Origin of the sequence: Thermincola ferriacetica, from assembly GCF_001263415.1 — a bacterium.
In the GTDB taxonomy this organism is placed as follows: domain Bacteria; phylum Bacillota; class Thermincolia; order Thermincolales; family Thermincolaceae; genus Thermincola; species Thermincola ferriacetica.
The window spans coordinates 136,671-161,333 of the sequence record NZ_LGTE01000003.1; the positions used below are offsets into that span (position 1 = coordinate 136,671).

25 protein-coding genes are annotated in these 24,663 nt (G+C 48.5%); all 25 read right to left on the bottom strand.

Annotated elements, in window-relative coordinates; translation table 11 throughout:
• Window positions 1-4: 4 nt before the first annotated feature.
• Window positions 5-2,530 carry a heavy metal translocating P-type ATPase gene (locus tag Tfer_RS03655; protein WP_052216933.1) on the bottom strand — a complete coding sequence of 842 codons (2,526 nt, stop codon included), beginning with the start codon at window positions 2,528-2,530 and terminating at the stop codon, window positions 5-7.
• 345 nt (window positions 2,531-2,875) lie between these two features.
• Window positions 2,876-3,688, bottom strand: coding sequence for a HesA/MoeB/ThiF family protein (locus tag Tfer_RS03660; RefSeq protein ID WP_052216934.1), 813 nt, complete (start codon window positions 3,686-3,688; stop codon window positions 2,876-2,878).
• Between the two features lie 39 nt (window positions 3,689-3,727).
• Entirely contained in the window at window positions 3,728-4,684 is a 957-nt protein-coding gene (gene cysK / locus Tfer_RS03665) for a cysteine synthase A (protein WP_052216935.1), read from the bottom strand.
• A 1-nt stretch (window position 4,685) separates the two neighbouring features.
• A complete protein-coding gene (thiS, locus tag Tfer_RS03670) occupies window positions 4,686-4,889 on the bottom strand; it encodes a sulfur carrier protein ThiS (RefSeq protein ID WP_052216936.1) in 204 nt (67 codons plus the stop codon).
• A gap of 4 nt (window positions 4,890-4,893) precedes the next feature.
• The gene (locus tag Tfer_RS03675) at window positions 4,894-5,133 is read right to left on the bottom strand and encodes a sulfurtransferase TusA family protein (RefSeq protein WP_013121088.1); all 240 of its coding nucleotides are present in this window, start codon (window positions 5,131-5,133) and stop codon (window positions 4,894-4,896) included.
• 2 nt (window positions 5,134-5,135) lie between these two features.
• The gene (locus Tfer_RS03680; protein WP_052216937.1) at window positions 5,136-6,077 is read right to left on the bottom strand and encodes a 4Fe-4S dicluster domain-containing protein; all 942 of its coding nucleotides are present in this window, start codon (window positions 6,075-6,077) and stop codon (window positions 5,136-5,138) included.
• 27 nt (window positions 6,078-6,104) lie between these two features.
• Window positions 6,105-7,259 (bottom strand): sulfate adenylyltransferase, encoded by a 1,155-nt coding sequence (sat, locus tag Tfer_RS03685; RefSeq protein ID WP_052216938.1) that lies wholly within the window; start codon window positions 7,257-7,259, stop codon window positions 6,105-6,107.
• 46 nt (window positions 7,260-7,305) lie between these two features.
• A complete protein-coding gene (locus tag Tfer_RS03690) occupies window positions 7,306-7,638 on the bottom strand; it encodes a 4Fe-4S dicluster domain-containing protein (RefSeq protein WP_013121091.1) in 333 nt (110 codons plus the stop codon).
• On the bottom strand, window positions 7,628-9,346 hold the full coding sequence (locus Tfer_RS03695) for an adenylyl-sulfate reductase subunit alpha (RefSeq protein WP_052216939.1): 1,719 nt from the start codon (window positions 9,344-9,346) through the stop codon (window positions 7,628-7,630). The genes Tfer_RS03690 and Tfer_RS03695 overlap by 11 nt, the downstream gene beginning before the upstream one ends.
• The gene (cysC, locus tag Tfer_RS03700) at window positions 9,343-9,969 is read right to left on the bottom strand and encodes an adenylyl-sulfate kinase (RefSeq protein WP_052216940.1); all 627 of its coding nucleotides are present in this window, start codon (window positions 9,967-9,969) and stop codon (window positions 9,343-9,345) included. Before cysC ends, Tfer_RS03695 begins: the two co-directional genes overlap by 4 nt.
• Before the next feature lie 103 nt (window positions 9,970-10,072).
• Complete coding sequence (locus tag Tfer_RS03705) at window positions 10,073-10,852, bottom strand: ABC transporter permease (RefSeq protein ID WP_242653662.1); 780 nt, start codon at window positions 10,850-10,852, stop codon at window positions 10,073-10,075.
• Window positions 10,764-11,600, bottom strand: coding sequence for an ABC transporter ATP-binding protein (locus tag Tfer_RS03710; RefSeq protein ID WP_052216941.1), 837 nt, complete (start codon window positions 11,598-11,600; stop codon window positions 10,764-10,766). The genes Tfer_RS03705 and Tfer_RS03710 overlap by 89 nt, the downstream gene beginning before the upstream one ends.
• A 33-nt stretch (window positions 11,601-11,633) precedes the next feature.
• Window positions 11,634-12,683 (bottom strand): aliphatic sulfonate ABC transporter substrate-binding protein, encoded by a 1,050-nt coding sequence (locus Tfer_RS03715; protein ID WP_052216942.1) that lies wholly within the window; start codon window positions 12,681-12,683, stop codon window positions 11,634-11,636.
• A gap of 435 nt (window positions 12,684-13,118) precedes the next feature.
• Entirely contained in the window at window positions 13,119-14,144 is a 1,026-nt protein-coding gene (locus tag Tfer_RS03720; RefSeq protein WP_013121097.1) for a sugar kinase, read from the bottom strand.
• 63 nt (window positions 14,145-14,207) lie between these two features.
• Window positions 14,208-14,855 (bottom strand): bifunctional 4-hydroxy-2-oxoglutarate aldolase/2-dehydro-3-deoxy-phosphogluconate aldolase, encoded by a 648-nt coding sequence (locus Tfer_RS03725; protein ID WP_013121098.1) that lies wholly within the window; start codon window positions 14,853-14,855, stop codon window positions 14,208-14,210.
• Window positions 14,848-15,627, bottom strand: coding sequence for an HpcH/HpaI aldolase family protein (locus tag Tfer_RS03730; RefSeq protein ID WP_052216943.1), 780 nt, complete (start codon window positions 15,625-15,627; stop codon window positions 14,848-14,850). Before Tfer_RS03730 ends, Tfer_RS03725 begins: the two co-directional genes overlap by 8 nt.
• Before the next feature lie 85 nt (window positions 15,628-15,712).
• The gene (locus Tfer_RS03735) at window positions 15,713-16,813 is read right to left on the bottom strand and encodes an ABC transporter ATP-binding protein (protein WP_052216944.1); all 1,101 of its coding nucleotides are present in this window, start codon (window positions 16,811-16,813) and stop codon (window positions 15,713-15,715) included.
• Window positions 16,814-16,844: 31 nt separating this feature from the next.
• Entirely contained in the window at window positions 16,845-17,945 is a 1,101-nt protein-coding gene (locus tag Tfer_RS03740) for a mandelate racemase/muconate lactonizing enzyme family protein (protein WP_052216945.1), read from the bottom strand.
• A complete protein-coding gene (locus tag Tfer_RS03745) occupies window positions 17,932-18,726 on the bottom strand; it encodes a creatininase family protein (protein ID WP_052216946.1) in 795 nt (264 codons plus the stop codon). Before Tfer_RS03745 ends, Tfer_RS03740 begins: the two co-directional genes overlap by 14 nt.
• A gap of 35 nt (window positions 18,727-18,761) precedes the next feature.
• Window positions 18,762-19,220 (bottom strand): RidA family protein, encoded by a 459-nt coding sequence (locus Tfer_RS03750; protein WP_013121103.1) that lies wholly within the window; start codon window positions 19,218-19,220, stop codon window positions 18,762-18,764.
• A gap of 37 nt (window positions 19,221-19,257) precedes the next feature.
• A complete protein-coding gene (locus tag Tfer_RS03755) occupies window positions 19,258-20,082 on the bottom strand; it encodes a carbohydrate ABC transporter permease (protein ID WP_052216947.1) in 825 nt (274 codons plus the stop codon).
• On the bottom strand, window positions 20,079-20,960 hold the full coding sequence (locus tag Tfer_RS03760) for a carbohydrate ABC transporter permease (RefSeq protein WP_013121105.1): 882 nt from the start codon (window positions 20,958-20,960) through the stop codon (window positions 20,079-20,081). The genes Tfer_RS03755 and Tfer_RS03760 overlap by 4 nt, the downstream gene beginning before the upstream one ends.
• 93 nt (window positions 20,961-21,053) lie before the next feature.
• A complete protein-coding gene (locus tag Tfer_RS03765) occupies window positions 21,054-22,385 on the bottom strand; it encodes an ABC transporter substrate-binding protein (RefSeq protein WP_013121106.1) in 1,332 nt (443 codons plus the stop codon).
• Window positions 22,386-22,537: 152 nt separating this feature from the next.
• A complete protein-coding gene (locus Tfer_RS03770; protein ID WP_041587791.1) occupies window positions 22,538-22,720 on the bottom strand; it encodes an aspartyl-phosphate phosphatase Spo0E family protein in 183 nt (60 codons plus the stop codon).
• A gap of 31 nt (window positions 22,721-22,751) precedes the next feature.
• The gene (locus Tfer_RS03775) at window positions 22,752-24,644 is read right to left on the bottom strand and encodes an aldehyde ferredoxin oxidoreductase family protein (protein WP_013121107.1); all 1,893 of its coding nucleotides are present in this window, start codon (window positions 24,642-24,644) and stop codon (window positions 22,752-22,754) included.
• Between the last annotated feature and the right edge of the window lie 19 nt (window positions 24,645-24,663).

The window sequence follows — 24,663 nt, forward strand, 5'->3', positions numbered from 1 at the left end:
CTCCTTAAGCCATCCGGGGCTTTTTAATGGATGGCACAAAACCTTTCAGCATCAAGGTATTCATGGTAACGGAGAATGAACTTAACGCCATGAATAAGGCAGCCAACTGCGGGCTGACAATCCATCCCGTCAATGGATAAATCAGGCCTGCCGCAATGGGAATACCAAGAGAGTTATATCCGAAAGCCCAGAACAGGTTCTGCCTTACTTTACGCATGGTAGCCCTGCCGATCTCAATGGCAGCAACTACGTCCCGCAGGTCACCTTTAATGAGGATGATATCACCTGTTTCCTTGGCCACATCAGTACCGCTGCCAATAGCTATGCCAACATCAGCCTGGGCCAGCGCCGGAGCATCATTTATTCCGTCACCCACCATGGCTACTTTATTATTTTGCTTTTGTAGTTTTATTACCTCATTAGCCTTATCTTCAGGCAGAACTTCAGCCAGAACATAGTCTATGCCTGCCTGTTTAGCAATAGCTTCCGCGGTCCGCCTGTTATCACCGGTGATCATGCCAACCTTTATGCCCATTTCTTTAAGCCGCCGCACAGCTTCTACAGAACTCTCTTTCAGTGTGTCAGCAACGGCAATTAACCCGGCCGGTTGTCCGTTAATCCCCATGAACATTACAGTCTTACCTTCCCTTTCCAGTTTTTCTACTTGGCCTGTGTAACTGGAAATATCAATATTGCGCTGCTGCATCAACCTCCTGTTGCCCAACAGTACAAGGTTTCCGGCAATATCGGCTTCAATGCCATGGCCCGGAATAGCGTTAAAGGACTTGGCTTCCTGAATTCCCAAGCTTTTTTCTTCGGCACCTCTTACAATCGCTTCACCCAGCGGATGCTCTGAGTTCTTTTCAGCGGAAGCGGCAAACTTCAGGATATCATCCTGTGAAAAACCTCCCAGAGCAATTACATCTGTCACTGAAGGTTCCCCCTTTGTCAGGGTCCCTGTCTTATCAAACACAACAGCATTCAGCCTGGCGGTAGTTTCAATCGCCTCTGCACCTTTAAAAAGAATACCGTTTTCAGCTCCCTTACCGGAACCGGCCATAATAGCGCTCGGGGTGGCCAGGCCGACAGCACATGGGCACGAAATAACAAGAACTGTTAAGCTCAGGAGCATAGAAAATCCGAATACGCCTATACTGCCAAGTTTAGTTGCGGACAGAAGGAAAACACTGTCGGGAGTAAACCACTGGTTATATCCTATAAAGAACCAGAATCCGAACACGATTAACGCCAACAAGTGTACACCCAGGATAAAGTGCCCCGCCACCACGTCGGCGATTTTTTGAATAGGCGCCTTGGAACCCTGAGCATCCTCCACCAGTTTTATTATCTGGGACAGCGCCGTATCTTTGCCTACCTTAGTTGCTTTAAATTTAAAAGTACCGGTTTTGTTGATAGTCCCGCCGATAACTTCGTCTCCCTCTTTTTTCTCCACGGGAATACTTTCGCCGGTAATCATGGATTCATCTACGGCCGAGTAGCCTTCAATAACATTACCGTCAACAGGGATACTCTCGCCGGGCCTTACTGAAATAATGTCACCTATCTCCACCTGTTCAACCGGGATTTCTATTTCCTTACCGTTCCTGATAACTCTTGCCGTCCTGGCCTGAAGGCTCATCAGTTTACGGATAGCCTCTGAAGTACGTCCCTTCGTTAATGCTTCGAGATAACGCCCAAGAACGATAAAGGCTGTCAGCAATGCTGCGGACTCATAAAAGGTTGCCTTGGGGCCGCCGAACCCGGCATTGGGCCAAACTGTATTTATGACTGCAATCAGGTAAGAAGCGCCGATACCTGTGGCATACAACAGGTTCATGTCAGTAACGCCTCTCTTCAGCCCCTGCCAGCTCTTGACAAAAAACTGCCAACCACCAAAGACCACAACGGGGGTAGTTATGGCCCAGAGAAAATAATTATGGGCCATCCATTCGGGGATGAACCGCCCCAAAGGCCCCACCATCTCCCTCATAGTGCCAAGCATGGCAATGAGGCCCAAAGGCCAGGTGAGCCACATATTACGGCGCTGTCTGCGAATTTCCTCCTCCCTGGCCCGCCGCTCCCGGTCCAACTCAGACTGAGCGTCTGCCCTCTCCTCAACCCCATAACCAAGGCTTTCAATAACTTGTCGGATTTGGGCCTTATCAATAGTCCCCGGGTAAAAACTGACTTTAGCTGTTTCATTAGCAAGGTTTACCACAACGCCGGTAACACCGGGAAGAGCCTTAATTGCTTTTTCCACTTTATTTACACAGGCGGCACAGGACATTCCGGTAACCTTTAAAGTTAGTTCCTCCGTATCCACTTCATAACCTATATCCCTGATAGCTTTAACCATGTCGCTAACCCCAACTTTATCGGAGTCATAGTCAACAGTTGCTTTGCCTGTCATCAGGTTGACCTTGGCTTCCTCTACCCCTGCCAGGCCTTTTAAAGCCTTCTCCACATGGGCCACACACGATGCACAGGTCATACCTCTAACCGGAAGAACAACCTGATCCTTATGAGTCATTTTTACCCCTCCTCAAAATGATAAATTTTAAAATTTGAACAATGGTTTCTATCGAAACCTCAAGGAAACTTTTGTTGCTATCCGGAAATCATGCTCTGAGGTTAGCAACAATTTTACCTCAAAGCAAAATTCCCTAGATATTTAAAAGCTTCCAACCTTCGCCATCATAGGACCCCTCCCCCCAGGGGGGGTAGTTTTAATTAAATAATATCTGCTTATTTTTATTTTGTCAAGAGATATAGAAAAATATTTCATAAAAGTAAAAGAGGCCCCAAACCCAAGCCCCCTAAACTGCATCGCAAAAATACTTTTAAACTTAGTTAATAAATATTGGAACGACATCCATTATTTGTCTGTCGGAATTGCGCATTCCGGCAGTTCATAGTCTATAAGTTCCCTGATAGTCGGATTTTCGCCGCAAACCGGACACGCAGGATTTTTCTTTACCTGCACTTCCCTGAAGGACATTTCCAGCGCATCATAGGTCAGCAGCCTGCCGATCAGCAGTTCACCTATACCCAGGATGTATTTGAGTACTTCCGTTGCCTGTATTAACCCTATAGTACCGGCAAGCACCCCTAAGACACCTGCTTCTGAACATGTGGGTACAGAGCCCGGCGGAGGTGGTTCACGAAAAATGCACCTGAAACACGGACCTGCACCCGGAACAACGGTCAGGGCCTGGCCGGCAAACCTGAGAATTCCACCGTGGACGAAAGGCTTTCCCGCCATAACACAGGCGTCATTGGTAACAAAGCGAGTGGCAAAATTGTCGGTTCCGTCAACTATTATGTCATAATCCCTGATTATGTCCATAATGTTATGGGCCATCAACCTTTCATGATAGGTGACCACATTGCAATCAGGATTGAGGGCCACCAGTTTTTCCCTGGCTGAATCCACTTTTGGCCGTCCAATATCTTTAGTACTGTGTAAAATCTGCCGTTGCAAGTTACTCAAATCTACTACGTCGTCATCAATGATACCCAGGTTGCCCACCCCGGCCGCGGCCAGGTAAAAGGCTACCGGCGACCCCAGCCCCCCTGTTCCGATAACCAGCACTTTAGCATTATTTATCTTCATCTGGCCTTCCCCGCCCACTTCGGGGAGAATTATATGTCTGCTGTACCTATGCACCCACTCTTCTGAAAAGTTCAACTAAATCACCTCTTAATTTATTTAAGTTTATTTAATTTATTAAAGTTCAATCCCCCGTCTCTGCAGATCCATTCGGAAGTAAGATGCCATGCTCAGGTAACGTTCCCCCGTATCGGGGAAAATAGTCACTACCTTTTTCCCCGGCCCCAGCTCACGGGCAACTTGTATGGCAGCGGCAGCAGCCGCTCCGGAAGAATAACCCACCAGCAGCCCTTCTTCTCTCGCCAGGGTAACCGAAGTTAAATAGGCATCAACGTCCTTAATGGTTATTACCCGGTCCAACACATTAACATCAAGGGTCTTAGGAACGAACCCGGCGCCAATACCTTGAATCCTGTGGGGTCCGGCTTGTCCTCCCGACAGGACTGGGGATTCGGCGGGTTCAACACCAATAATTTGCACCCCGGGTATTTCTTTTTTCAGGACCTGGCCCACCCCCGTTATAGTTCCTCCTGTACCTATGCCGGCAACAAAGGCATCTACTTTACCGCCTATTTGTTCGAGAATTTCTCTGGCCGTAGTCAGGCGGTGAATTTCCGGGTTAGCCGGATTTTCAAATTGCCTCGGCATGTAATAGCCAGGATTTTGGGCCAGGATTTCTTCCGCTTTATCCACTGACCCCTTCATGCCATCCTGTCCCCGTGTGAGAACAAGCTCAGCGCCATAAGCGGTAAGGATTTCCTGCCTTTCCCTGCTCATGGTTTCGGGCATAACCAGAATGAGGCGGTACCCTTTTGCTGCCGCTACCATAGCCAGGCCAATCCCCGTATTACCGCTGGTAGCCTCCACTATCACGCCGCCCGGTTTTAGAAGTCCCTCTTCTTCGGCCTTTTCAACCATATGCATGGCTATACGGTCTTTTACACTACCACCTGGGTTAAACATCTCCAGCTTGGCATAAACATCGGCAGCCCCGGCAGGTACAATGGAAGAAAGCTTGACCATGGGGGTATTTCCTATGAGGCTGATCGCATCCCCGGCTGCGCCTGAAGCCATTTTAATTACCTCCACCCATGAACAGCAGGATATCTACTGTGTCACCATCTTTAATAAACTTATTCCCCAACGTATCCCTGGCCAGGATATCTCCGTTAACTGCCACAGTTACTATATCCGGGTTAAATTCATATTTCTCCAGTAGTTCAGCTACGGTATACTCTTTATCCAGGACTTCCTTTTCGCCGTTTAACACTATTTCCATGCTACTACTCCCCTTTCTCAATTAATAACCTGAATTTATCCGAAACCTTCTCCACAGTAATAATTTTGTGCCCTTCGTCCTTGACACTCCTGGGAACGTTTTGGATAGGTTCCCCATCGTTGAGGATTACTTCCAGTATTTCTCCTTTTTTCATCTGCTCCAGTTTGAGTTTTGTTTTCACGAAAGTAATAGGACAGACATCAGAAGTAATATCCAGCGTCGCATCAACTTTTACATCAGCCATTTCTAAACAGCCTCCTTTTCCGATCCTCCGTCATGTGTATGGCGCTTTAAGCTATCACCGGCATCCTCCGGCTTAAGCTCTTTTTCATCAGCCTTTACTCTTTCATACTCGGCCTTGAAAGCTGCTATACCAACCCTTGTTACGGTATCGCCTATCCGTTCTCTGTCCCGGCGAAGGGTTGTAAAAGCCCGGAGAACCCTTTCTACGGCCACTTCAACTTCCTCTTCTTTTATAAATTTATCTATGACCTGGCCCAAGCGGGGTTTGCGGCCTATTTTTCCGCCCGCATAAAGGAGATAACCCCTTCTCTTCTCCTGCCAGGCATCAGACGGACAGGAAAAAATGCAGTTTCCTTCCAGAAGACACCTGGATTTATCTATGACAGGTTTCCCTTCGGCCATTTGAATAGCCCTGTTCGGACAAACTCTCTCACAGAGCCCGCATGAAATGCATTTATTTTCGTCCAATTCGGGTTCAATGGCCCCTACGAAACCGATATCATTTTCCTGGGGTTTGGCACAGGAATTGGGACAGCCTGATACGCCGATCTTTGTCTTGATGGGAACCTCCCGGCAAAAAAATGCTCTATCCAGCTTGATGGCCGTTTCTCTACAATTCATCAGGCCAAACTGGCAAACTTCCATACCGGGACAGGCTACCACAGTCCTGATCCTGGGACCGCAGGTACCGGTATTTAAACCGCGTTCCATAATCTCTTTTTTCATTTCATTATAATCATTAATGTTTACCCAGGGAATTTCAGCCCCCTGGCGGGTGGTGACATGAACGTACCCTTGGCCGTACCTATCGGCCAGATCGGCCAGGTGGCGCAGTTGCTCACTTGTCAAATTCCCGGCCAGGCTGCGGAAACGGACAATGAAAAGGTCTTTCTGCCTTTGCTTGAGGAAACCGCCTTTTTTCAACTCATTGTAATCAACTGACATTTTTCAGACCTCCGTTAATTTGTTTTTTCAGCTCCCCTGATAGTACCGGATAAGCACTTCGGCAACTTCTTTCCTCGTAAACTCTTCCGGCGGCGTTTGCCCTGCCGCCAACATCTCCCTCACCTTGGTCCCGCTCAGGAAAACATGATGCTCTTTATCGTGCGGACAGGTTTTACTGCTGCCCATACCGCCACAGACTTTGCAGTAGAAGGTATGTTCAAAGAAAAGCGGGGTTATGCCCAATTCTGCCGGTGTGAAGTTGTCAAAAATCAGTTGGGCATCATAAGTTCCATAATAGTTTCCTACCCCGGCATGGTCCCGCCCGACTATAAAATGAGTGGCGCCGTAATTTTTTCGCACAATGGCGTGGAAAACAGCTTCCCGGGGCCCAGCATATCTCATGGCTGCCGGGAAGGCCGACATAAAGGTCCGCTCGGCAGGATAATATTTGTCCAGGAGAACATTGTAGCACTCCACCCGTACTGCCGCGGGAATATCATCCTCTTTCGTCTCACCGACCAGGGGGTTGAGGAAGAGACCGTCACAGATCTCCAGGGCACACTTTTGCAGGTACTCATGAGCCCGGTGAATGGGGTTGCGCGTCTGAAAAGCCACAACCCGCCGCCAGCCTTTTTCGGTAAAAATCCGGCGGGTTTCTGCCGGGTCCAGGTACATTTCGGGAAACAATTTGGGTTTAACCCTGTTGACCAGGCTGATCTGGCCCCCAACAAGAAGAGGGTCTCTCTGATAAAGGCGCTTCACGCCGGGATGAGCCTCGTCCTTGGTCAAAAATACTTTTTCCGCTTCCAAGTCTTTATTATAACCGAATATCTCTTCAACTTTAATAATGCCTAACAATAAGCCATCTTCTGAGTACAGGGCCGCTTCACCGGCGACCTTCAAATCTTCGGCTTCCTCAGGGGTAACCCCCAGGACAATGGGGAGGCTCCATACGGTCCCGTCAGCCAGCCGCATATGATTAACCACATGCTCATAATCGTCTTTTTTCATAAACCCGGTCAGGGGGCTGTAGGCTCCGTTGGCAATAAGCTCCAGATCTGATACTTCCCAGTTATCCAGCACCAGCCTGGGTAAGCTATCTGCCCTGGCGATGACCTTTTCTCTTTCTGTACCGGTCAAAATCCGGTTTATCAAAACACCTCCGTGAGGTTTTATCGTCATATTTGCATCTCTCCTTTATAGCATTAGTTTTGTTCGAAGCGGCAGATTAACTCTGCGACTTTTCCGTTCTTGTTTTGATAATGAAGGTTTCTGTAGTGCCGTCCGGTTTGGTCAGAAACCAACTAAGAACTCCCTGTTCGGATTTTGCTTTTAAAGTTGCCCCCCGGCCTCCTATCTGCACTGGCAGGTACATTTCCAGCGCCTGTCTGGGACATTCCTTGATGCAGGCGGCACAATCCCAGCAATCGCGGGGGTCCCGGACAGCACACCTGTTGGCACTGTCCTTAAAAAGCAGGTCACCCGGACAAACCCTTACACACCTGGGTTCAGTTGCGTTACCGCAGCCATTGCAAAGATTTTTATCAACTTTAACGGGCATGTTCTGTCACCACCCCTTCCGCAGGGCGTTCGATAATTGTAATACTGTTGTTTTCATGATTAAACCGGGAATTTACAAAGATAAACCAACGTTCATCATTTCGCCGCGGATAATCGACCCTTTCCTGATAGGAAGGCCATCTGGTCTCTTTTCTGTATAACAGGTGTTCCACCAAAACCCGGGCCACCAATACCCGGTCCGTTACCTCGTGGGCTTTTACCAGTTCAAACATATTACGGGCTTTAATTTTGTTGTTTACTTCCTCCTGCAGTACAAGCAGCAGCTCCCGGGCCTTTAACAGCTTTGCTTCACAGAGTTCGTAATTAGCCGAAATCCCACCGGCATAATCATCCATAATTTTCTGCAGCCGTTCCTCGTATTCGTCGGGAGCCGGTCCCCTGTCCCTGAACAGCGGTGTGAAAACCCGGGTCAGCTCAGCCTCCGTTTCTTCCGGACTGATTTCGGCTGTATGTTTATCCTTTATGTATTGCAAAGCTGCCAAACCGGCTATTTCCCCTTCGGCAAAACACCCGCTGACATACTTTTTGGGCGCGCCCCCTACCACATCGCCGGCCGCAAACAAGCCCGTCACGGTAGAACGCCTGAAGATGTCCACCCAGTAGCCTGCCTGCCCATGCCCACCTACAATATAGGGCTCCGAACCACAAATCTCCAGCGGCCGGTGATTCGGCTCCACACCCTCATCAGCCCATTTAAGGAGTATGCCGGGCGACATATTCAGGTAAGCTTCTTTCAGGCGAATGTTAACCTGCTCAGATAAATGGGTAAAATCCAGGTAACAGGGACCGCGCCCTGCCTTGTTCTCTGCCACGGTGGCGTACAGGCGCATGGGGGTGGAGCGGTTTTCATACCGGTCCAGGTATTCCTCCCCCAGAGCGTTGACCTGTCGGGCTCTGACCCCCTGAGCTACTGTACCCGTAGGGGACATGACGTCTTTTACTCTCAGGGCGATAAACCTCATTTCAAATGTGGTCATTTCCGCCCCCGCCCGGAGCCCCATCGCAAACCCGGTCCCCACATTAAAAGGGCAGTACCACATTTTATGCCTGGCGGCGCCCTCATTATTAGGTTTATATATGCCTGCGGCCCCTCCGGTAGCACAGATCACTGCTTTGGCAGAAATAACATAAAACTTTTTCTCCCGTGCGGAAAAGGCGTAAACTCCAACAATGCGGCCCTCACTCATTATGTAGTTGGTGGCCACGGTGCGGTTCAGTACCCGCGCCCCCGACTTTTTGACGGCATCAGCAATTACCGGTTTAATACTTTCACCGATTATTTCGACACTTCGCTTACCCCGCTCAAGATATGAACCGTCTTCGTTCTTCTTAAAGGGAAGTCCCCAGGATTCCAGTTTTTCTGTCACCTTATTCAACCGTTGACCGATGGAAAGTACCAGGTCATCCCGCACTAATCCGGCCGATTCTTTCTTCACGTACTCAAGATAACTTTCAGGTGACTGACCGGGGTTCAGATAAGCATTAATGGCATTTACTCCGGCGGCCAGGCAACCGCTTCTTTTTATATGGGCCTTTTCGATGATCAGCACCTCGGTTTGGGGGCTGTTCTCTTTAATGGTAACAGCCGCAAAACAGCCGGCCGTCCCGCCGCCGACAATGGCTACATCGGTGGTCAGTCTGACGACCTCCACGCCGTTATTCCCTGTTGCCAAATAGTCTTCATTCATTCTATATCACCCTTCTGTTTGATAACCCCCTGCGCAACCAGGAAGTTTATAACCTTATTCGTCGATTCTTCCAGGGTTTCTGTAGCAGTTTCCAGAACCAGTTCCGGCGTCAACGGTTCCTCGTAGGGAGCGGAAATACCGGTAAACTCCTGTATTTCACCGGCCCTGGCTTTTTTATACAGCCCTTTGACATCCCTTTTTTCGCATTCCTCAACAGAACACTTGACGTATATTTCAAAAAATTCTCCCTTCGGCAACAAGGCCCTGGCATTGTCCCGATCGGCCCGGTAAGGAGAAATGAACGCGGTGATGGTTATTACCCCCGCATCGGCAAAAAGTTTGGCCACTTCACCGATGCGGCGAATATTCTCTTTCCTGTCTTCGGGTGAGAAACCCAAGTTCTTGTTTAAGCCAAACCGTATGTTATCTCCATCCAGAACATAAGCCAGATGTCCTGCTTCATAAAGCCTTCTTTCAACTTCTCTGGCTACCGTCGATTTCCCGGAACCTGAAAGACCTGTAAACCAAAGGACAACCCCTTTCTGGTTTAACAGTTTTTCGCGGTCGTTTTTGGTGACGTTTCCACCGTGCCAAACAATGTTGGTCGCTTTCTGAACAGTCATTTCCATTCCTCCTTTGATAGTGGCCAGTGGTCATTAACCGGTGGTAGGCGGCCGATGACCGGTTCAAATGAGTACGCCGGCTTTTTAACTATTTTATGCTGTGTTAAGCCCGGTCCAGACCCCAGCGGTACCGGATAGACGACTCCAAACGGCCAAAAATCAATTTATCTATAACCAGACCCAAAACTATGATGATAATCATAACACTGACAACCTGGTTCATGTCAGCCAAATCACGGCCCACAGTCAAGGCGTAACCCAGGCCGTCTTTTGGCGACAGCATTTCTCCGGCCATCAGGGCCCGCCAGGCAAAGGACCAGCCTTGCTTCATTCCTGATATAATACTGGGTAACGCCGCCGGAATAACTACGGTTGTATAAGCCTTTAATCCCTTTGCCCCCATGGTTTTGGCCACTCTCATATAAAGCGGTGGAACATTCTTAATCCCCGATACTGCAGCCATACTGATAGAAAAAATTGAACCAATGGCAATCACAAAAATAATGGAATCCTCACCTATACCGAACCATAATATAGCCAAGGGGAGCCAACAAATACTGGGCAGTGTCTGCAAACCCAAGAGCAGGGGACTTAAGTTTTCATCCAGGTACCGAACCCTTACCACAGTGAGCCCTAGAGTAAGACCAATAACCAGTGATATGAAGTAACCGGTAATCACCCTTTTTAAACTGACTGCTATGGCAATTAGAAAACTGGTATCACGAAAACCCGCCCAGAGGTTACTCATCACCCCGACAGGGGAAGGAAACGAAAATTCCGGCCATAACCCGCTTCTAAATACCATTTCCCAAATCACTATAAGGATTAGGTAGAAAAGAATTTTTTTCAAGAGACCAATCACTGTCAAATTCTGCTTTGGCAACCTTTTCCACCTCCTCCTTGAGGTCGGCCATTATTTCACTGACGACAAAGGCGACGTCAACATTGTCGATATCTCTGGGGCGGGCCAATCGAACATTAAATACCCTTTTAATTCGCCCCGGGTTCGCTGCCATCACAATAACCCTGTCGGCCAACAATACTGCTTCCTCAACGTTATGGGTAACAAAAAGTATGGTCTTCCGGGTTTGCCACCATATCTGCTGCAGTTCCCGGTGCAGTATATTGCGCGTTTGGCTGTCTAAAGCGGCAAAAGGTTCATCCATCAGCAGGACATCGGAATCCATCGCCAGGGCCCTGGCCAGCGCCACTCTCTGCCGCATGCCACCGGACAATTCATGAGGGTAACAATTGATAAAACGGGTTAGGTGTACCATCTTTAAAAAATGCAAGGCTTTCTCACGGCGCCGTTCCTTTGATAAACCGGCTATTTTCATGCCGTATTCAACATTTTCAATAACCTTTAACCACGGAAACAAAGCTGCTTCCTGAAACATTACTACCCGGTCCGGACCGGCTTCCGTGACTTTTTTGCCGTTTTTGGTTATCTGACCGCTTGTGGGTTCCTCCAGTCCAGCAATGATGTTCAAAAGGGTCGACTTACCGCAGCCTGACGGCCCAACCAGGGAAATAAACTCCCCGTCAGCTATTTCTATGTTTATATCCTGCAACGTATGGGTATGACCATTTTTAGTAGCAAAGCTTTTACTTACACCTTCAACTCGCAGCATATTAACACATCCTTATCCGTTTCCCCGTTTTTATCACCGCAATTCCGTCAGTTTCTTTTCCGCTAATATCTTGTTGATTAAGCTCAAATCAAAAAGGTTGGAAATATCGGGGGTTTCTTTAAGGTATTTGTTTTCTACGGAAATTCTGACAAACTCGTTTACAGATTCTATCTCCGGATTATATGTAACGGTAATCCGTCTAAAGGCGTTATTTAAAACATCCGGCGGCAAACTTTTTCCGGTCAGTTTTTTAATTTGGCTGTTAATCACTACCTGGCTGGCCTTAGGGTCTTTGCCTATCCGTTCAGTGATTTCCACATGGGCTTTCAGCCACTTTTCAACTAAATCAGGGTGTTCCTTTAAAAACTTACTGCTAGCAATTACCACTGCCGTAGAGTATTTGCCATTCCGCCATACTTCTTTGGCATCCAGCACTACCCGGGCGCCTGTTTCTTTGACTATCCTGGAACCCCAGGGTTCCGGAACCAAAGCTGCATCCACTTCCCCTTTACTGATCAAAGTCAATATATCGGGGTTTTCGGCCGGAATTACCGTAACCGTGCCGCCTTTGGAGGCATCTTTTAAATTTGCCTGGCTGAGAAGGTTACGTAAAGAAATGTCCTGGGTATTGCCCAGTTGGGGAACTGCCACCCGCTTACCATCCAGATCCTTCACTTTCTCTATATCTGCTCCTTTTCTGGCAATAAGAACGGCACCTGCGTCAGCAGCCCCGGAAATAATTCTGAGTCCTCCCTTAGATTTAACAAAACCATTAATGGCTGGAACCGGTCCTATGTAACCCAGGTCAATCTCACCTGCCAGGAGGGCCTCGATTTCAGTGGGCCCGGCATTAAAGATATGTTCCTGGATCGTAACTTCAGAACCCATCGCTTTTTGGAAAGTCCCGTCCCCAAATCCTGCCAGGGCCTGCGCATGGGTCAGATTAGGAAAATAACCTACTCTGATCACCTGTTTCCCATCCTGGCTTTTCTCGGTTTTATCACCGCTACAGCCGGCAAGCGCCACTATAGCCAAAACACTTAAAATTAGTACACCCAGCTTTAATTTCCTTCTATTTAACATTTTTATAAGATCCCCCTTTATTTTAACTCCTAGTTCTCCTATCGGAATTAATGTTTTTAGTTGTTTTTAATATTAACAATATTTATGGGTATTGTCAATTACAAATTCATTACAATGTAGATGACAAAGCCGCATTACAAAATTAAGGGGAGGTTAAATGATTCCTCCGCCACAGGCGAAATCAAAAAATGGAGGGCATATTATTCTTCCGCTCACGGACGAAATCTCCTCCGGCAGCCGCTCCCACTGCGTGGGTCGCGGGCCGGAGGACGATTTAAGTCCCCGCTCCGAATAATATGCCCCCCTGACACCAGAAGAACAACAGGACGATTTTAGCCCCGCTCCGGAAAACATTTAACCTCCCCGAATTTTTCAGAATAACCTTGTCAACAGCCTGAGGGCTGCCCATAACGGCAGCCCTCAAGCCACAGTTGTTTACCTCTGAACCCTGCCTGAACCATCGCCGGACATGAGGTTTTTTACTTCTTCAACAGTAACGTGATTAAAATCGCCCAAAATCGTGTGCTTCAGACATGAAGCAGCAGCAGCAAAATTAACGGCATCTTCTGGTGTATAGTCGTTTAGCAACGCGTAGAGCAGTCCGCCCACAAAAGAATCGCCACCGCCAACTCGGTCCACAATTCTGATGTTGTATTTCCTGGAGAAATAATAGTCTTTTCCGTCATAGAGCATACCAGACCAGCCGTTATCAGAAGCAGAATAGCTTTCCCGCAGGGTGATAGCCACATATTTAAAACCGAACTTCTCCGCCAGTTTCCGCGCTACATCTTTATATCCTTCCCTGCTCAATTCACCGGAAGTAATATCAGTATTGTCCGCTTTGATGCCAAAAACTTTTTCCGCATCCTCTTCGTTACCTATTGCCACGTCGACGTACTGCATCAATTCGGTCATCACCTGGCGGGCTTTTTCCGTTGACCATAGTTTTTTCCTATAATTCAGGTCACAGCTTACAGTCAGGCCCATTTCCTTGGCAACTCTGGCTGCTGCCAGGGTAAGTCTGGCAGCAGAATCACTCAGGGCAGGCGTTATCCCGGTAAAGTGGAACCATGCAGCACCGGAAAAAATCTGTTGCCAGTCAAAGTCTCCTTCTACAGCCGTAGCAATAGCTGAATTGGCCCGGTCGTAAACTACTTTGGAGGGACGCTGGGAAGCGCCGGTCTCAAGGAAGTAGATACCCAACCTTTCGCCGCCCCTGGCAATATAGTCCGTTTTAACCCCAAACCTCCGGAGGTGGTTAATAGCGCTCTGGCCTATTGGATTATCAGGTACCTTGGTCACAAAGTAAGCATCTTCGCCAAAGTTGGCCAGGGATACCGCCACATTGGACTCCCCGCCTCCGTATGTAACATCAAAGCTCTCCGCCTGTACAAATCTCTGATATCCGGGTGTGGACAACCGCAACATGATTTCCCCGAATGTTACTACCTTCTTACTCATCGTCATTCCCCCTGTATGCTTAGAGTGTAACTTTCAGTATAAAGTTTTTACAAGCGGCAGTTGTTAACCGGCCTTCCTCGCCGCTTTAACCGCTTCCACAAAGAGACTGGCGGTCCTGGTCACTTCATCGTAATCTCCCCGCCTGGCTCCTGCCGTTAGGTCCGATCCCACACCGACAGCAATGGCGCCAGCCTTAATCCATTCACCCACATTCTGCAGGCTCACCCCACCCGTAGGCATTAGCGAGGCCTGGGGCAACGGGCCTTTGATATCTTTAATTATCCGGGGTCCATATACGTCACCGGGAAAAACCTTGATTATATCGGCTCCTGCCTCCATAGCGGTAATGGTTTCGGTTACAGTCATGCAGCCAGGCATGTAAGGTACCTGGTAACGATTGCATAATTTGGCTGTTTCCAGATTAAAAGACGGACTGACAACAAACTCAGCGCCCGCCAGTATGGCAATCCGGGCAGTCTCAGCATCCAAAACCGTTCCCGCTCCTACCAGCAATTCTTCCCTGGAAAATTTCTTCCGGAGAATCCTGATCACTTCGTCGGCGCCTGGCACCGTAAAGGTTATTTCTATCGCATTAACACCCCCCCTGATACAGGCATCGGAAATCAACTCCGCCTTTTCGGGGCTGTCCGCTCGCACAACTGCTACAATTCCGGTATCAATTATTCTCTGTAAAATTTCCATCTTACGCATTACCTTCATCTCCTACTCCCTGGTATAAGCTGTCTGCAATTTCTTTAAAAGATTGGTATATGATTCCCGTATCAACGGAATAAGCAATGTACTGAACCCCTAAGGCCAGCCATTTCCTGGCCGCGTCAACATCATCCACAAAGGTACCTACGATTTTACCCGCTTCCCGGGCCCGGTCAATAATTTCCCGCATCCTGGCAACCACCAGGGGGTGGTCAACCTGACCGGGCAAACCCAGGGACTGGGATAAATCGTAGGGGCCGATAAATATGACATCAATGCCCTCAACCTGGAGAATATCCTGGATGTTTTCCATCCCTTCTTCCCCTTCGATGTGAATAATGGTCCGGGTGTTTTGGTTGGCCAGAGTAAAATAGGCCTGCCGGTCCACCGAAGAATAGCCTGCAGCGCGTACATACCTGCAAACGCCCCGTTCACCCAGGGGAGCAAACTTGGCGGCCTGCACAACCTTCTCGGCATCGGTTCGGGTACTTACCTGGGGTACCTGTACCGCATCTGCCCCGATATCCAGTGCCCTGGATATCAACGCAGGGTTGTTTTCTGAAACCCTAATAACAGCCGAGAGACCCGATAATTTGGCCGCCCTGACCATCTCTTCGGCCACCAGCATATCTAACGGTCCGTGCTCACAATCAATGATTACAAAATCAAAACCTGCGATGCCAATAATCTCTACAAGGGCAGGGTTCGGCAATTTTAAGAAGGGACCGAAAACCACCTGTTTTTTTTCAAACATCCTGTTCAGCGTCATAGGCATACATCTCCGCTAAGTTTTTAGTGAGTCCAACTGGATTGTCCTTTAGTTCCGTCCCCAATTAATAATCTTTTCCCCAAAACTAGACAAGAGCTTTTTCAGTGGAGTTTGAAAAATAATAGGCTTTTAACATATCCATATTTACAGTCACCTTATCTCCGTGTTTGATTTGCACCGTCGGTAGGAGTTTAGCCGTTATCTGGATTCCATCAGCGATCTCCAGATAAGCCAGTTGGTCGGAACCATGAAGTTCCACAATATCTACCCCGGCATCCAGCCGACCGTTATCGGCACCAAAAGCTTCCCCACCTACGAGTACCGCATCGGGCCGGATTCCTAAGGTTACAGATTTTTCACCGGCTGAAACCAGGGCATTCCGGTGGGCGCCCGAAACGGGCAACCTAAAACCGGCGCCTACAAACCAAAGTTGCCCGTTTTCTTCAGAAAGGGTGCCGTCCAAAAAGTTCATCGGAGGAGAGCCTATAAAGCCGGCGACAAACTTATTAGCCGGATTCTTATAAATGTTCAACGGTGTATCTGCCTGCTGGATAACCCCGTCTTTCATGACCACAATCCGGTCTGCCATGGTCATTGCTTCAATCTGGTCATGAGTAACATAGATAATGGTTCTCTTCAACCGCTGGTGCAGGCGGGTAATTTCAACCCTCATTTGCACACGCAGTTTTGCGTCCAGGTTACTCAGGGGTTCATCCATAAGGAAAACCTGGGGTTCACGCATGATGGCCCGTCCCAGGGCAACCCTTTGCCGCTGACCCCCGGACAATTCACCCGGTTTACGTTTAAGCAGGTGTTCGATGCCTAAAATCTGAGCAACCTGCAGTACCTTACCGGCAATTTCACTTTTCTTCTTGCCTTTAATCCGCAGTGAAAAGGTCATGTTGTCTTCAATGGTCATATGGGGATAAAGGGCGTAATTCTGAAACACCATGGCTATATCCCGGTCTTTGGGCGGCAAATCGTTAACAATTCTGTCCCCGATTTTAATGGTCCCCGAGGTGATTTCCTCCAGCCCCGCAATCATCCTTAAAAGCGTGGTCTTTCCGCAACCGGACGGTCCGACAAGAGCAACAAATTCCTGGTCCGCGAAATGTAAGTTGACATTGTTGACCGCAACAACATCGCCGTACTGTTTGACTACGTTCTCTAAAGTAACTGAAGCCATTAGTTTTTCATCTCCCCTCCATTCGTTTTACCTAGACCTTGACTGTGAATTCTGCGACAGCGTCTTGATCCAGTTCAATTCCGAACCCGGCGCCTTCCGGCAGGATCAGGCAACCACTTTTATATTCCAAAGGTTTTTTAAGAATATCCCGCTTCAGCAGAAGCGGCCCTACCAATTCAGAAGTCAACGACAAAGCTGCATTGGCAGCAACAAAGTGAGCGCTGGCGACGGTTCCCGGGCCAAGTTCCAGCATACTGCCGGCGAATGGAAACTGCCCTGCGGCCTCGGCAATGGCTGCAATCTTCCTGGCTGCAACAATTCCCCCGACTCTGGAAACCTTTATGTTAACCATGTCTGCCGCATCAGCCCTGGCGATTTCCATAGTATCATAAGGTGTTAAAATACACTCATCGGCAACAACAGGTATGGGGCTGTGCTCCCGGACAAACCTGAGACCGTTAATATTCCAGGCCGGCACAGGCTGTTCCACATGGTTAGGTATGAATTTGGCAAACTCTGTAATGCGCCGCAGGGCTTCTTTTGGTTCCCAGGCCTCGTTGCCGTCTAATCTTAACGAGGTATCATAGCCAATGGCATCACGCAGTGCTTCTACATTTTCCAGGTCTTTCCGGGCATCGGTGCCAACTTTAAGTTTAAAGGTACGGTAGCCTTCGGCCAGTTTTTCCTTGGCCTCCCGGTTCACCTGCACAGGGTCCTTGGCGCTCAATACCCAGCAAACTTGCACTTCTCTCGCTTTGCCCCCCAGCAGGTCATATACCGGCATATCGTATATCTTACCAACCAGGTCATGCAGGGCAAAATCCACGGCGCACTTGGCATACCTTTCACCCTTTACCGCAGCGGCCAGGTTTTCCATAATTTGGGTAATATTCCGGGGGTCCCGGCCTATAAGCAGCGGTTTAAAGTATTTGTTGATTACAAAGACTACTCCGGCCTGGCTGCCTTCATCATAAATCGGAATACATGATGCTTCCCCCAGCCCTATTCGTCCCTGGTCATCTTCAATTTCAATGATAACAAAATCAGCCGTGCTTCTTGTGCCATAGGCCGCTTTAAATTCATGTAGGAGCGGTACGCTTACGGCAGTAGCCCGAACATCAACAATTTTCATTTTCCAGGTCTCCTTTTTGCATCTTTGTGATTAATCTGGCCAGTTCCGCAACAACGGCCTTAAAAACAGCTTCGCCGAAATCAGGCGTGGCTTTGGTCGGATCACCCACATGCCCGTACTCCGACAATTGTCTGTACGGCTTATACATAGCCACCCTGTTAGAAGCGAACATCTCCGGGCTCCAGTATTCATTTCCCTTGACCACGTTAGCCCGTAGCAGGTCCTTTCTCACATCTTCCGGCGCTATGTGCATCTTTAAAGAAGTTTCCAGTTCGCACCCATGGCTGATGCCGCCAAATTCGGATTTTCGCAACCTGGCCACCAGGTCCGCAACCAGGTGCCAATAGGTGACCAGCACCGGTTCCACTTCGCAATGGGCGCCTACTTCATCTATGGCATAGCGCAGAGCAGCCATGTTGCCACCATGGCCGTTGACGACCAAAAACTTCTTCACTCCGTGGCGGGCCAGGCTTTTAAGAATATCGAACACCATGGCCGTTAATGTTGATTGCCTCAGGGTAATAGTGCCGCTAAAGCTCATATGGTGTTCGGAAATACCAAGCCAGAGGGGAGGAAGCAGGGCGCAGGGAATCCCGGTACTACAGGCCTTGCCCACCGCTTCTTTGGTAATCTCTAGGACTATATCAGTATCGGTATTCAGCGTCAAATGAGGTCCGTGCTGTTCATAAGCCCCTACGGGCAGGACAACCACCGGATCCTCTTTGATCAAATTTGCCAGTTCGTTACTTGTATAAGAACCCCAGTATATTTTGTTTTCCATACCGCATTCGCCTCGATTCCAATATTTCTCTGCAATTACTCGATCTCAAAAATGACTTCAATTTCAACCGGGGTATTAAAGGGCAGTACATTAGTACCGAGAGCCGAACGGGCATGCCGCCCGCTGTCGCCAAAGATTTCGGCAAAAAAGTCGGAAGCCCCGTTGATCACTTTGGGTTGCTCGAAAAAGTTCAGATCGCTGGCCACAAAACCCAAAAGTTTGACAACCCTTTTAACCCGGTCCAAACTGCCCAGTTCCTGCTTGACGATAGCCAGGGTATTAATGGCCGCAATCCGTGCTGCCTCGTAACCCTGCTCCAGGGTCAGTTCCTTGCCTACCTTGCCTGTATATTTCATTTCACCGTCCACCACACAGGCCTGGCCGGAAACATACAACAGGTTTCCGGTCCTTACAGCCGGGACGTAATTAGCCACCGGCACCGGCGCCGCAGGTAAAACAATGCCCAGTTCTTGCAAGCGCTGTTCTGCACTCATTGACTTCAACTCCTTTTAACAAAATAAAGCATAAAATCTATTTAACTGCCCCCATAGTGAGCCCGCGTACCAGGTACCGGCGCATAACTATAGCAAAGATAATGGGAATCAGACTGCCTATAGTGGAAGCGGCAGCCAATTCACCCCAAAGGATCCGTTTGGACCCGAAGAAGGAAGTTAAGTGTACAGTAAATGGCTTGGCTATACTCTGCGTAAGTATGGAGGCAAAGAAAAATTCATTCCAGGTAAAAATAAACATCAATACGCCTGTGGCTATCAAACCACCTGCCGTCAAAGGCACTGTAACTTTCCAAAAGGCCTGAAGGCGCGAACAGCCGTCTATCATGGCTGCTTCTTCCACATCCGGGGGTATTTCTTCAAAAAAGCCCCGGGTCAGCCAGATACAAAAAGCCAAATTCATGAAGATATAAATCGCTATTAACCCAACGTAGGTATCGACAAGGCCAAACCGCACCATCAAGAGGTACAAAGGTACCGCAAAAGCCACCGGCGGCGCCATCCTGGTAGTCAGGACCATAAAAAACCAGTTGTCTTTGTTCTTGATCTTGAACCTGGCAAAGGCGTAACCGGCCAGGCTGCCGACAGGTAGCGTTATAAGTACTGTTATCAGACTGATAATTACGCTGTTCCAAAGATACTTGGGGAACATATCGTTAAACAAAACTACTTTATAGTTTTCTAAGCTTGGCACAAAGGTTCCCAATGGCTGGGTGGAAAAAACCTCCAAGGGCGGTTTGAAGGAGGTGGTCACCAGCCAGTATAGCGGGAACAGAGCGATTACTGTGTAAAGCAATAATACGGCATATTTGACAATATTGGCTATTATCTTGTTATTTTTCATGCTTTCACCTGCTTACTTTTAAAAGCGCCAGTATACTTCACAAGTATCATGGCCAAGAATGTAGTAAAGTACAGCGCAAAAATACCCAACGCCGAAGCATAGCCTATGTCAAACCACTGGAAACCAACGGTGGCCAGGTAAGTATTTAACGTTTCGGAAGCATTTCCGGGCCCCCCGGCGGTCATCAGTTGAATGGTCTCATAAACCTTCAAAGCATCCATGGCTCTGATAATTAAGACTACGACAATGAACCGGTTAAGCAGAGGAAGAGTCATATAACGGAACACCTGCCAGCCGCTGGCCCCGTCTATCAGTGCGGCTTCAAAAGGTTCCCTGGGTAGGGCTTCCAACCCCGACAACAACACCAGGATGACCAACGGCGTCCACTGCCATACATCCACAGCCACTGCTGACCATAAGGCCAGGGACGGGTTCCCCAGGAAGTCGATTTTGTCCAAACCTATCGCTTGCAAGAGCTTGTTAATGATACCCAGGTTATAGTTATACATAAATTTGAAATTTAAGGTTGATATGGTGGGGGCAATAACCATGGGAACCAGAAATACTATCCGAAAAAAGCCCTGAAACCATTTGGTCTTTTGCAGGATCAAGGCTATCATCAAACCCAGGACAAAGGAAATACTTACACTGACAGCAACAAATTCCACAGCCCTGGCTAAAGCCATCCAGAAACGAACATCTTTAACCAAATGCAAGTAGTTACCTAAGCCTATAAAGACTTTGCCTGCTGCTGGGTCAGTTAAGTTATAACGGGTTAAGCTGGTGTACAATGCCTCAATGGTCGGGTAAACACCCAAGGCTGCAAACACTATTAAGGCCGGCAATAGCATGATCCATTTGGTACGCCTGTCTTCCAAGTTTTTATTCACTCCTTTTATAGCCAGTAACCCTTGGTTTAAGACAGGGGCGGGTTTTTGCCCCGCCCCTCCCTCTTATAACTTACTTTTAACTTACTTTTTAGCTCCAGCCATTATTTTGTCAATGTCCTGTTGCGCTTTGGTCAGTGCGCTGTCTACAGTCTGCTTGCCTGAAATGGCCAGGGAAATTTGTTTTTGGAAGGCTTCGGCAATCTTCTCAAACTCGGGTACATTCGGCCAGTAAGAAGTATCTACTGAACCGATGATCTCGTCAATCTGGGAAGTAAAGAATTCCAAACCCTTGGCCTTTTCCTTGTATTCTTTGCTTTCATAAACCCTGGAATCAGGGAAATCAAACCTGATGCCTTTGTTTACTTCTTTCAGGGAAACCTCAAGACTGTCGCGCCATTGCAGGAACAACCATGCCGCTTCTTTGTTCTTGGAATACTTACTGATAGCCAGGCCTTCGCCATACATCCACTGGGCATACTTATCGGCAGGTCCTTTTATTAAAGCGACACCAATTTTATCCGCTACTGAGGAAACTTCCTTATTGGCGTATACACTGGGGAAACCGCTCATTTCAAAGTTCATGGCGGCCTTGCCCTGGCGGAACATTTCAGACATAACGTCCCAGCCTATCGCAGCCTGATCCGGAGGACCATATTTTTGAGCCAGTTCAACAAAATCGGTCATGGCTTGTTTCATTTCCGGGGTATTTACAGTCACCTTGCCGTTTTCATCCAGCACCCGGGCGCCATAAGCCCACGCCCAGCCGGCAGATGTTCCGAAGGATGCCAGTGAAGACTCCCCGCGGCCAATGAACGGATATACATCCTTTTCTTTACCAGCCAGCGCCTTGGCTGCCTCTAAAACATCCTTAGTAGTTTTCGGCACCTGCAGGCCGTATTTCTTAAATAAATCAGTTCTGTATATCAGCACACCGCCGGAAGCAGAAACGGGTACCGCATAGAGTTTATTATCACTCCCACGGTATGTATTCAGCAGGCCTTTTGGTATGTAGTCGAGGGAATTCCATTCCTTATCGGCTTTATTCTTGATGTAATCATCCAGCGGTTCCAGGGCTTGAGCCCTTAAGTACTCGGGCATGTACCAAAACTGGGTGGCCACAACGTCGTAAGCTCCGGTTCTGGAGGTAGCGTCAAGGATTAATTTGTTACGTACTGTCGGTTCATCATAGATTTCATATTCAACTTTGATACCGGTAGCTTTTTCAAAATCCCCTACAAACTGTTTAATTGCTTCAGTTTCGTAACCGGTTTTTAATAACACTTTTAAAGTCGTGCCTTCATAGGCTTTGCGGGGGTCTGAACTCTGACTGGAAGTCTTGCCGGTCCCACCGCATCCTGCAACCAGCAGAGCGCCAATCAACATAATAACTAACAATAAACTCTTCTTGCGCATTGACATCCTCCTTTAACTTCTGGCTTACTCTCTCAAAACTTTGACGCAGGATTTAACACTTATGTAACTTCTGACCCACCACCCTCCTTCATCATCAAAGATAGACAAGAAACCCGTTTGGACTGCCCACAAAAACTAAGCGGAAACCATGCTCATCCCTTGCGCGAAGCATTTCCTCCTGCAGACCGGTAATATTCGTTCAACGCTGCATCCAACAGGGAGCTGATAAACAATACTTCCGGGTCTGTCAAGGCACCGGCACGTGCAACGGTCTCTTCAAGTTTTTCACGCAAATCCATAATTTTCTGTAAATTGACTTCAGCGGCTGTTTTCATTACTTTCACCAGCTTTTTTTAAACCGTATTACTAAATTAACCAGTCCAGTCCGAGTTCTTTTAACTTCCCTGGGGAAGGCGCGCCCGTTTCATGGTCCCAACCCATTATTTCATAGTAATTTTTTACGGCCTGCTGTATTTGCTCCGGTTCAACCCTGGACCCTTTGGATTCTCCGGTCGTCAGAGGCTCGGTTAACCGGCGGGGGATAACATCGTCCTGTACTCCAAACCCCTCACGGAGGTTAAAAATCCGGGTCATGACGATTCCGCGTTCTCCCGCTTTCATCAATTCATACAAACTGGTATCCCACCCGGTGGCACACTTTACTAAATCGCATAAACCGGTCAGCGGCAGGACATGTCCGGGCGCCGGAACAAAAATACAAATATCCAGCATGTTATACAGTCCCCAGACAATTTGATTCAGAACAAATAACCTTACTTTGTCAATACCCAGGTCCATGGTGGGCACAGGTTCTATCACGCCCAAAGGTTCGAAGGACTTCAGGAAAGGACCCTTCTGTGAAAATTGGAAATCGTGTTCCATCTGGATATGATCTCCTCCGTTATGGGCTACGGCATAACCGATGGCGGCTCCGACCTTGCCTCCCCTGGGATCCTGCAAAGCCAACTCTTCGCCTTTACCATGGACAGCAAGTGCTTCAGCGCCGTTGCCGATTCTGGCAGCCATTCTTTTCGTGCCTTCCGCCATTATATCGCCAATTCCCCGGCGGTAGGTAATCATTTCTATACATCTTAAAATAGTTTCGGCACTACCGAATTCTACAGGCATGTCCCCCTGCAAATCTTTCGGTAATATTCCTTTTTGTGCACATTCCATGACAAAGGAAATGGTTACTCCGGTCGATATGGTATCCAAGCCATATTCGTCACACATTTCCGCGGCTTTTATGACTACTTTCGGGTCAGTAATGCCGCAGTTACTGCCTAATGCCGCAATGGTTTCATACTCGGGACTGTGAACTTCCGACTTCGTGTCCAGCTCCCCGGAGTTCTCCACCCTGGCAATTTTTCGACAGGCAATGGGGCAAGCAAAACAACGGGTTTTTCCTATCATCAATCCCTGTTCTTTCATGTACTCGCCTGTAAGCTTCTCGGCTCCTTCAATGGTGCCCCCCTGGAAATTGTAGGAGGGCAAAGACCCGATAGCGTTGTACATGGCGACCCCTCCCGATGTGCCGTATTCATAAAAAAGGCCGCATGTATCAGGTCTGTTAAAGTTTTGCGCCACCCAACGCGAAATCTCTTTAATCTTTTCTGGCTCTTTAGTCTCCGGCCGTTTACCGCCGCTAACGGCTACGGCTTTTAAGTTTTTCGAACCCATAACGGCACCCAGGCCGAGACGTCCGAATACGTTATGGCGTCCGGCAGTAATACAAGCATAACGAACCAGGTTTTCACCGCCAGGACCGATGCAGGCAACTTTCACCCTGGGGTCGCCGGTGTCATCAAAAATCCTCTTTTCAGTCTCGCTGGTATTCAATCCCCACAGGTTACCGGCATCCCTTATTTCAACTTGTCCATCCCGCAGGTAAAGGTAAACGGGCTTTTCAGACTTCCCGGTGATGACTACGGCATCGAAACCGGCAAATTTCAGCTCAGGACCCCAGTTCCCGCCGGCCTCTGCTTCCCCAAACCCGCCCGTCAGCGGCGACTTGGCTACTACTGAAGCGCGGGCATTACCGGGAAAGGGAACACCAGTAACAACACTCACCGCAAAAACAAGGATATTTTCCGGCGCCAAGGCATCCGTGCCGGCGGGCAGGTCCTTAAGCAGGTAATAAGCGCCAATGCCCCTACCGCCTAAATACTTGCGGTACCAGCTTTCCGGCTTTTCTTCCATTCTGGTGCTACCGTCTGTAAGGTTTACACAAAGAATTTTACCATTGTATCCATACGGCATATGTAAAACCTCCAGTTGT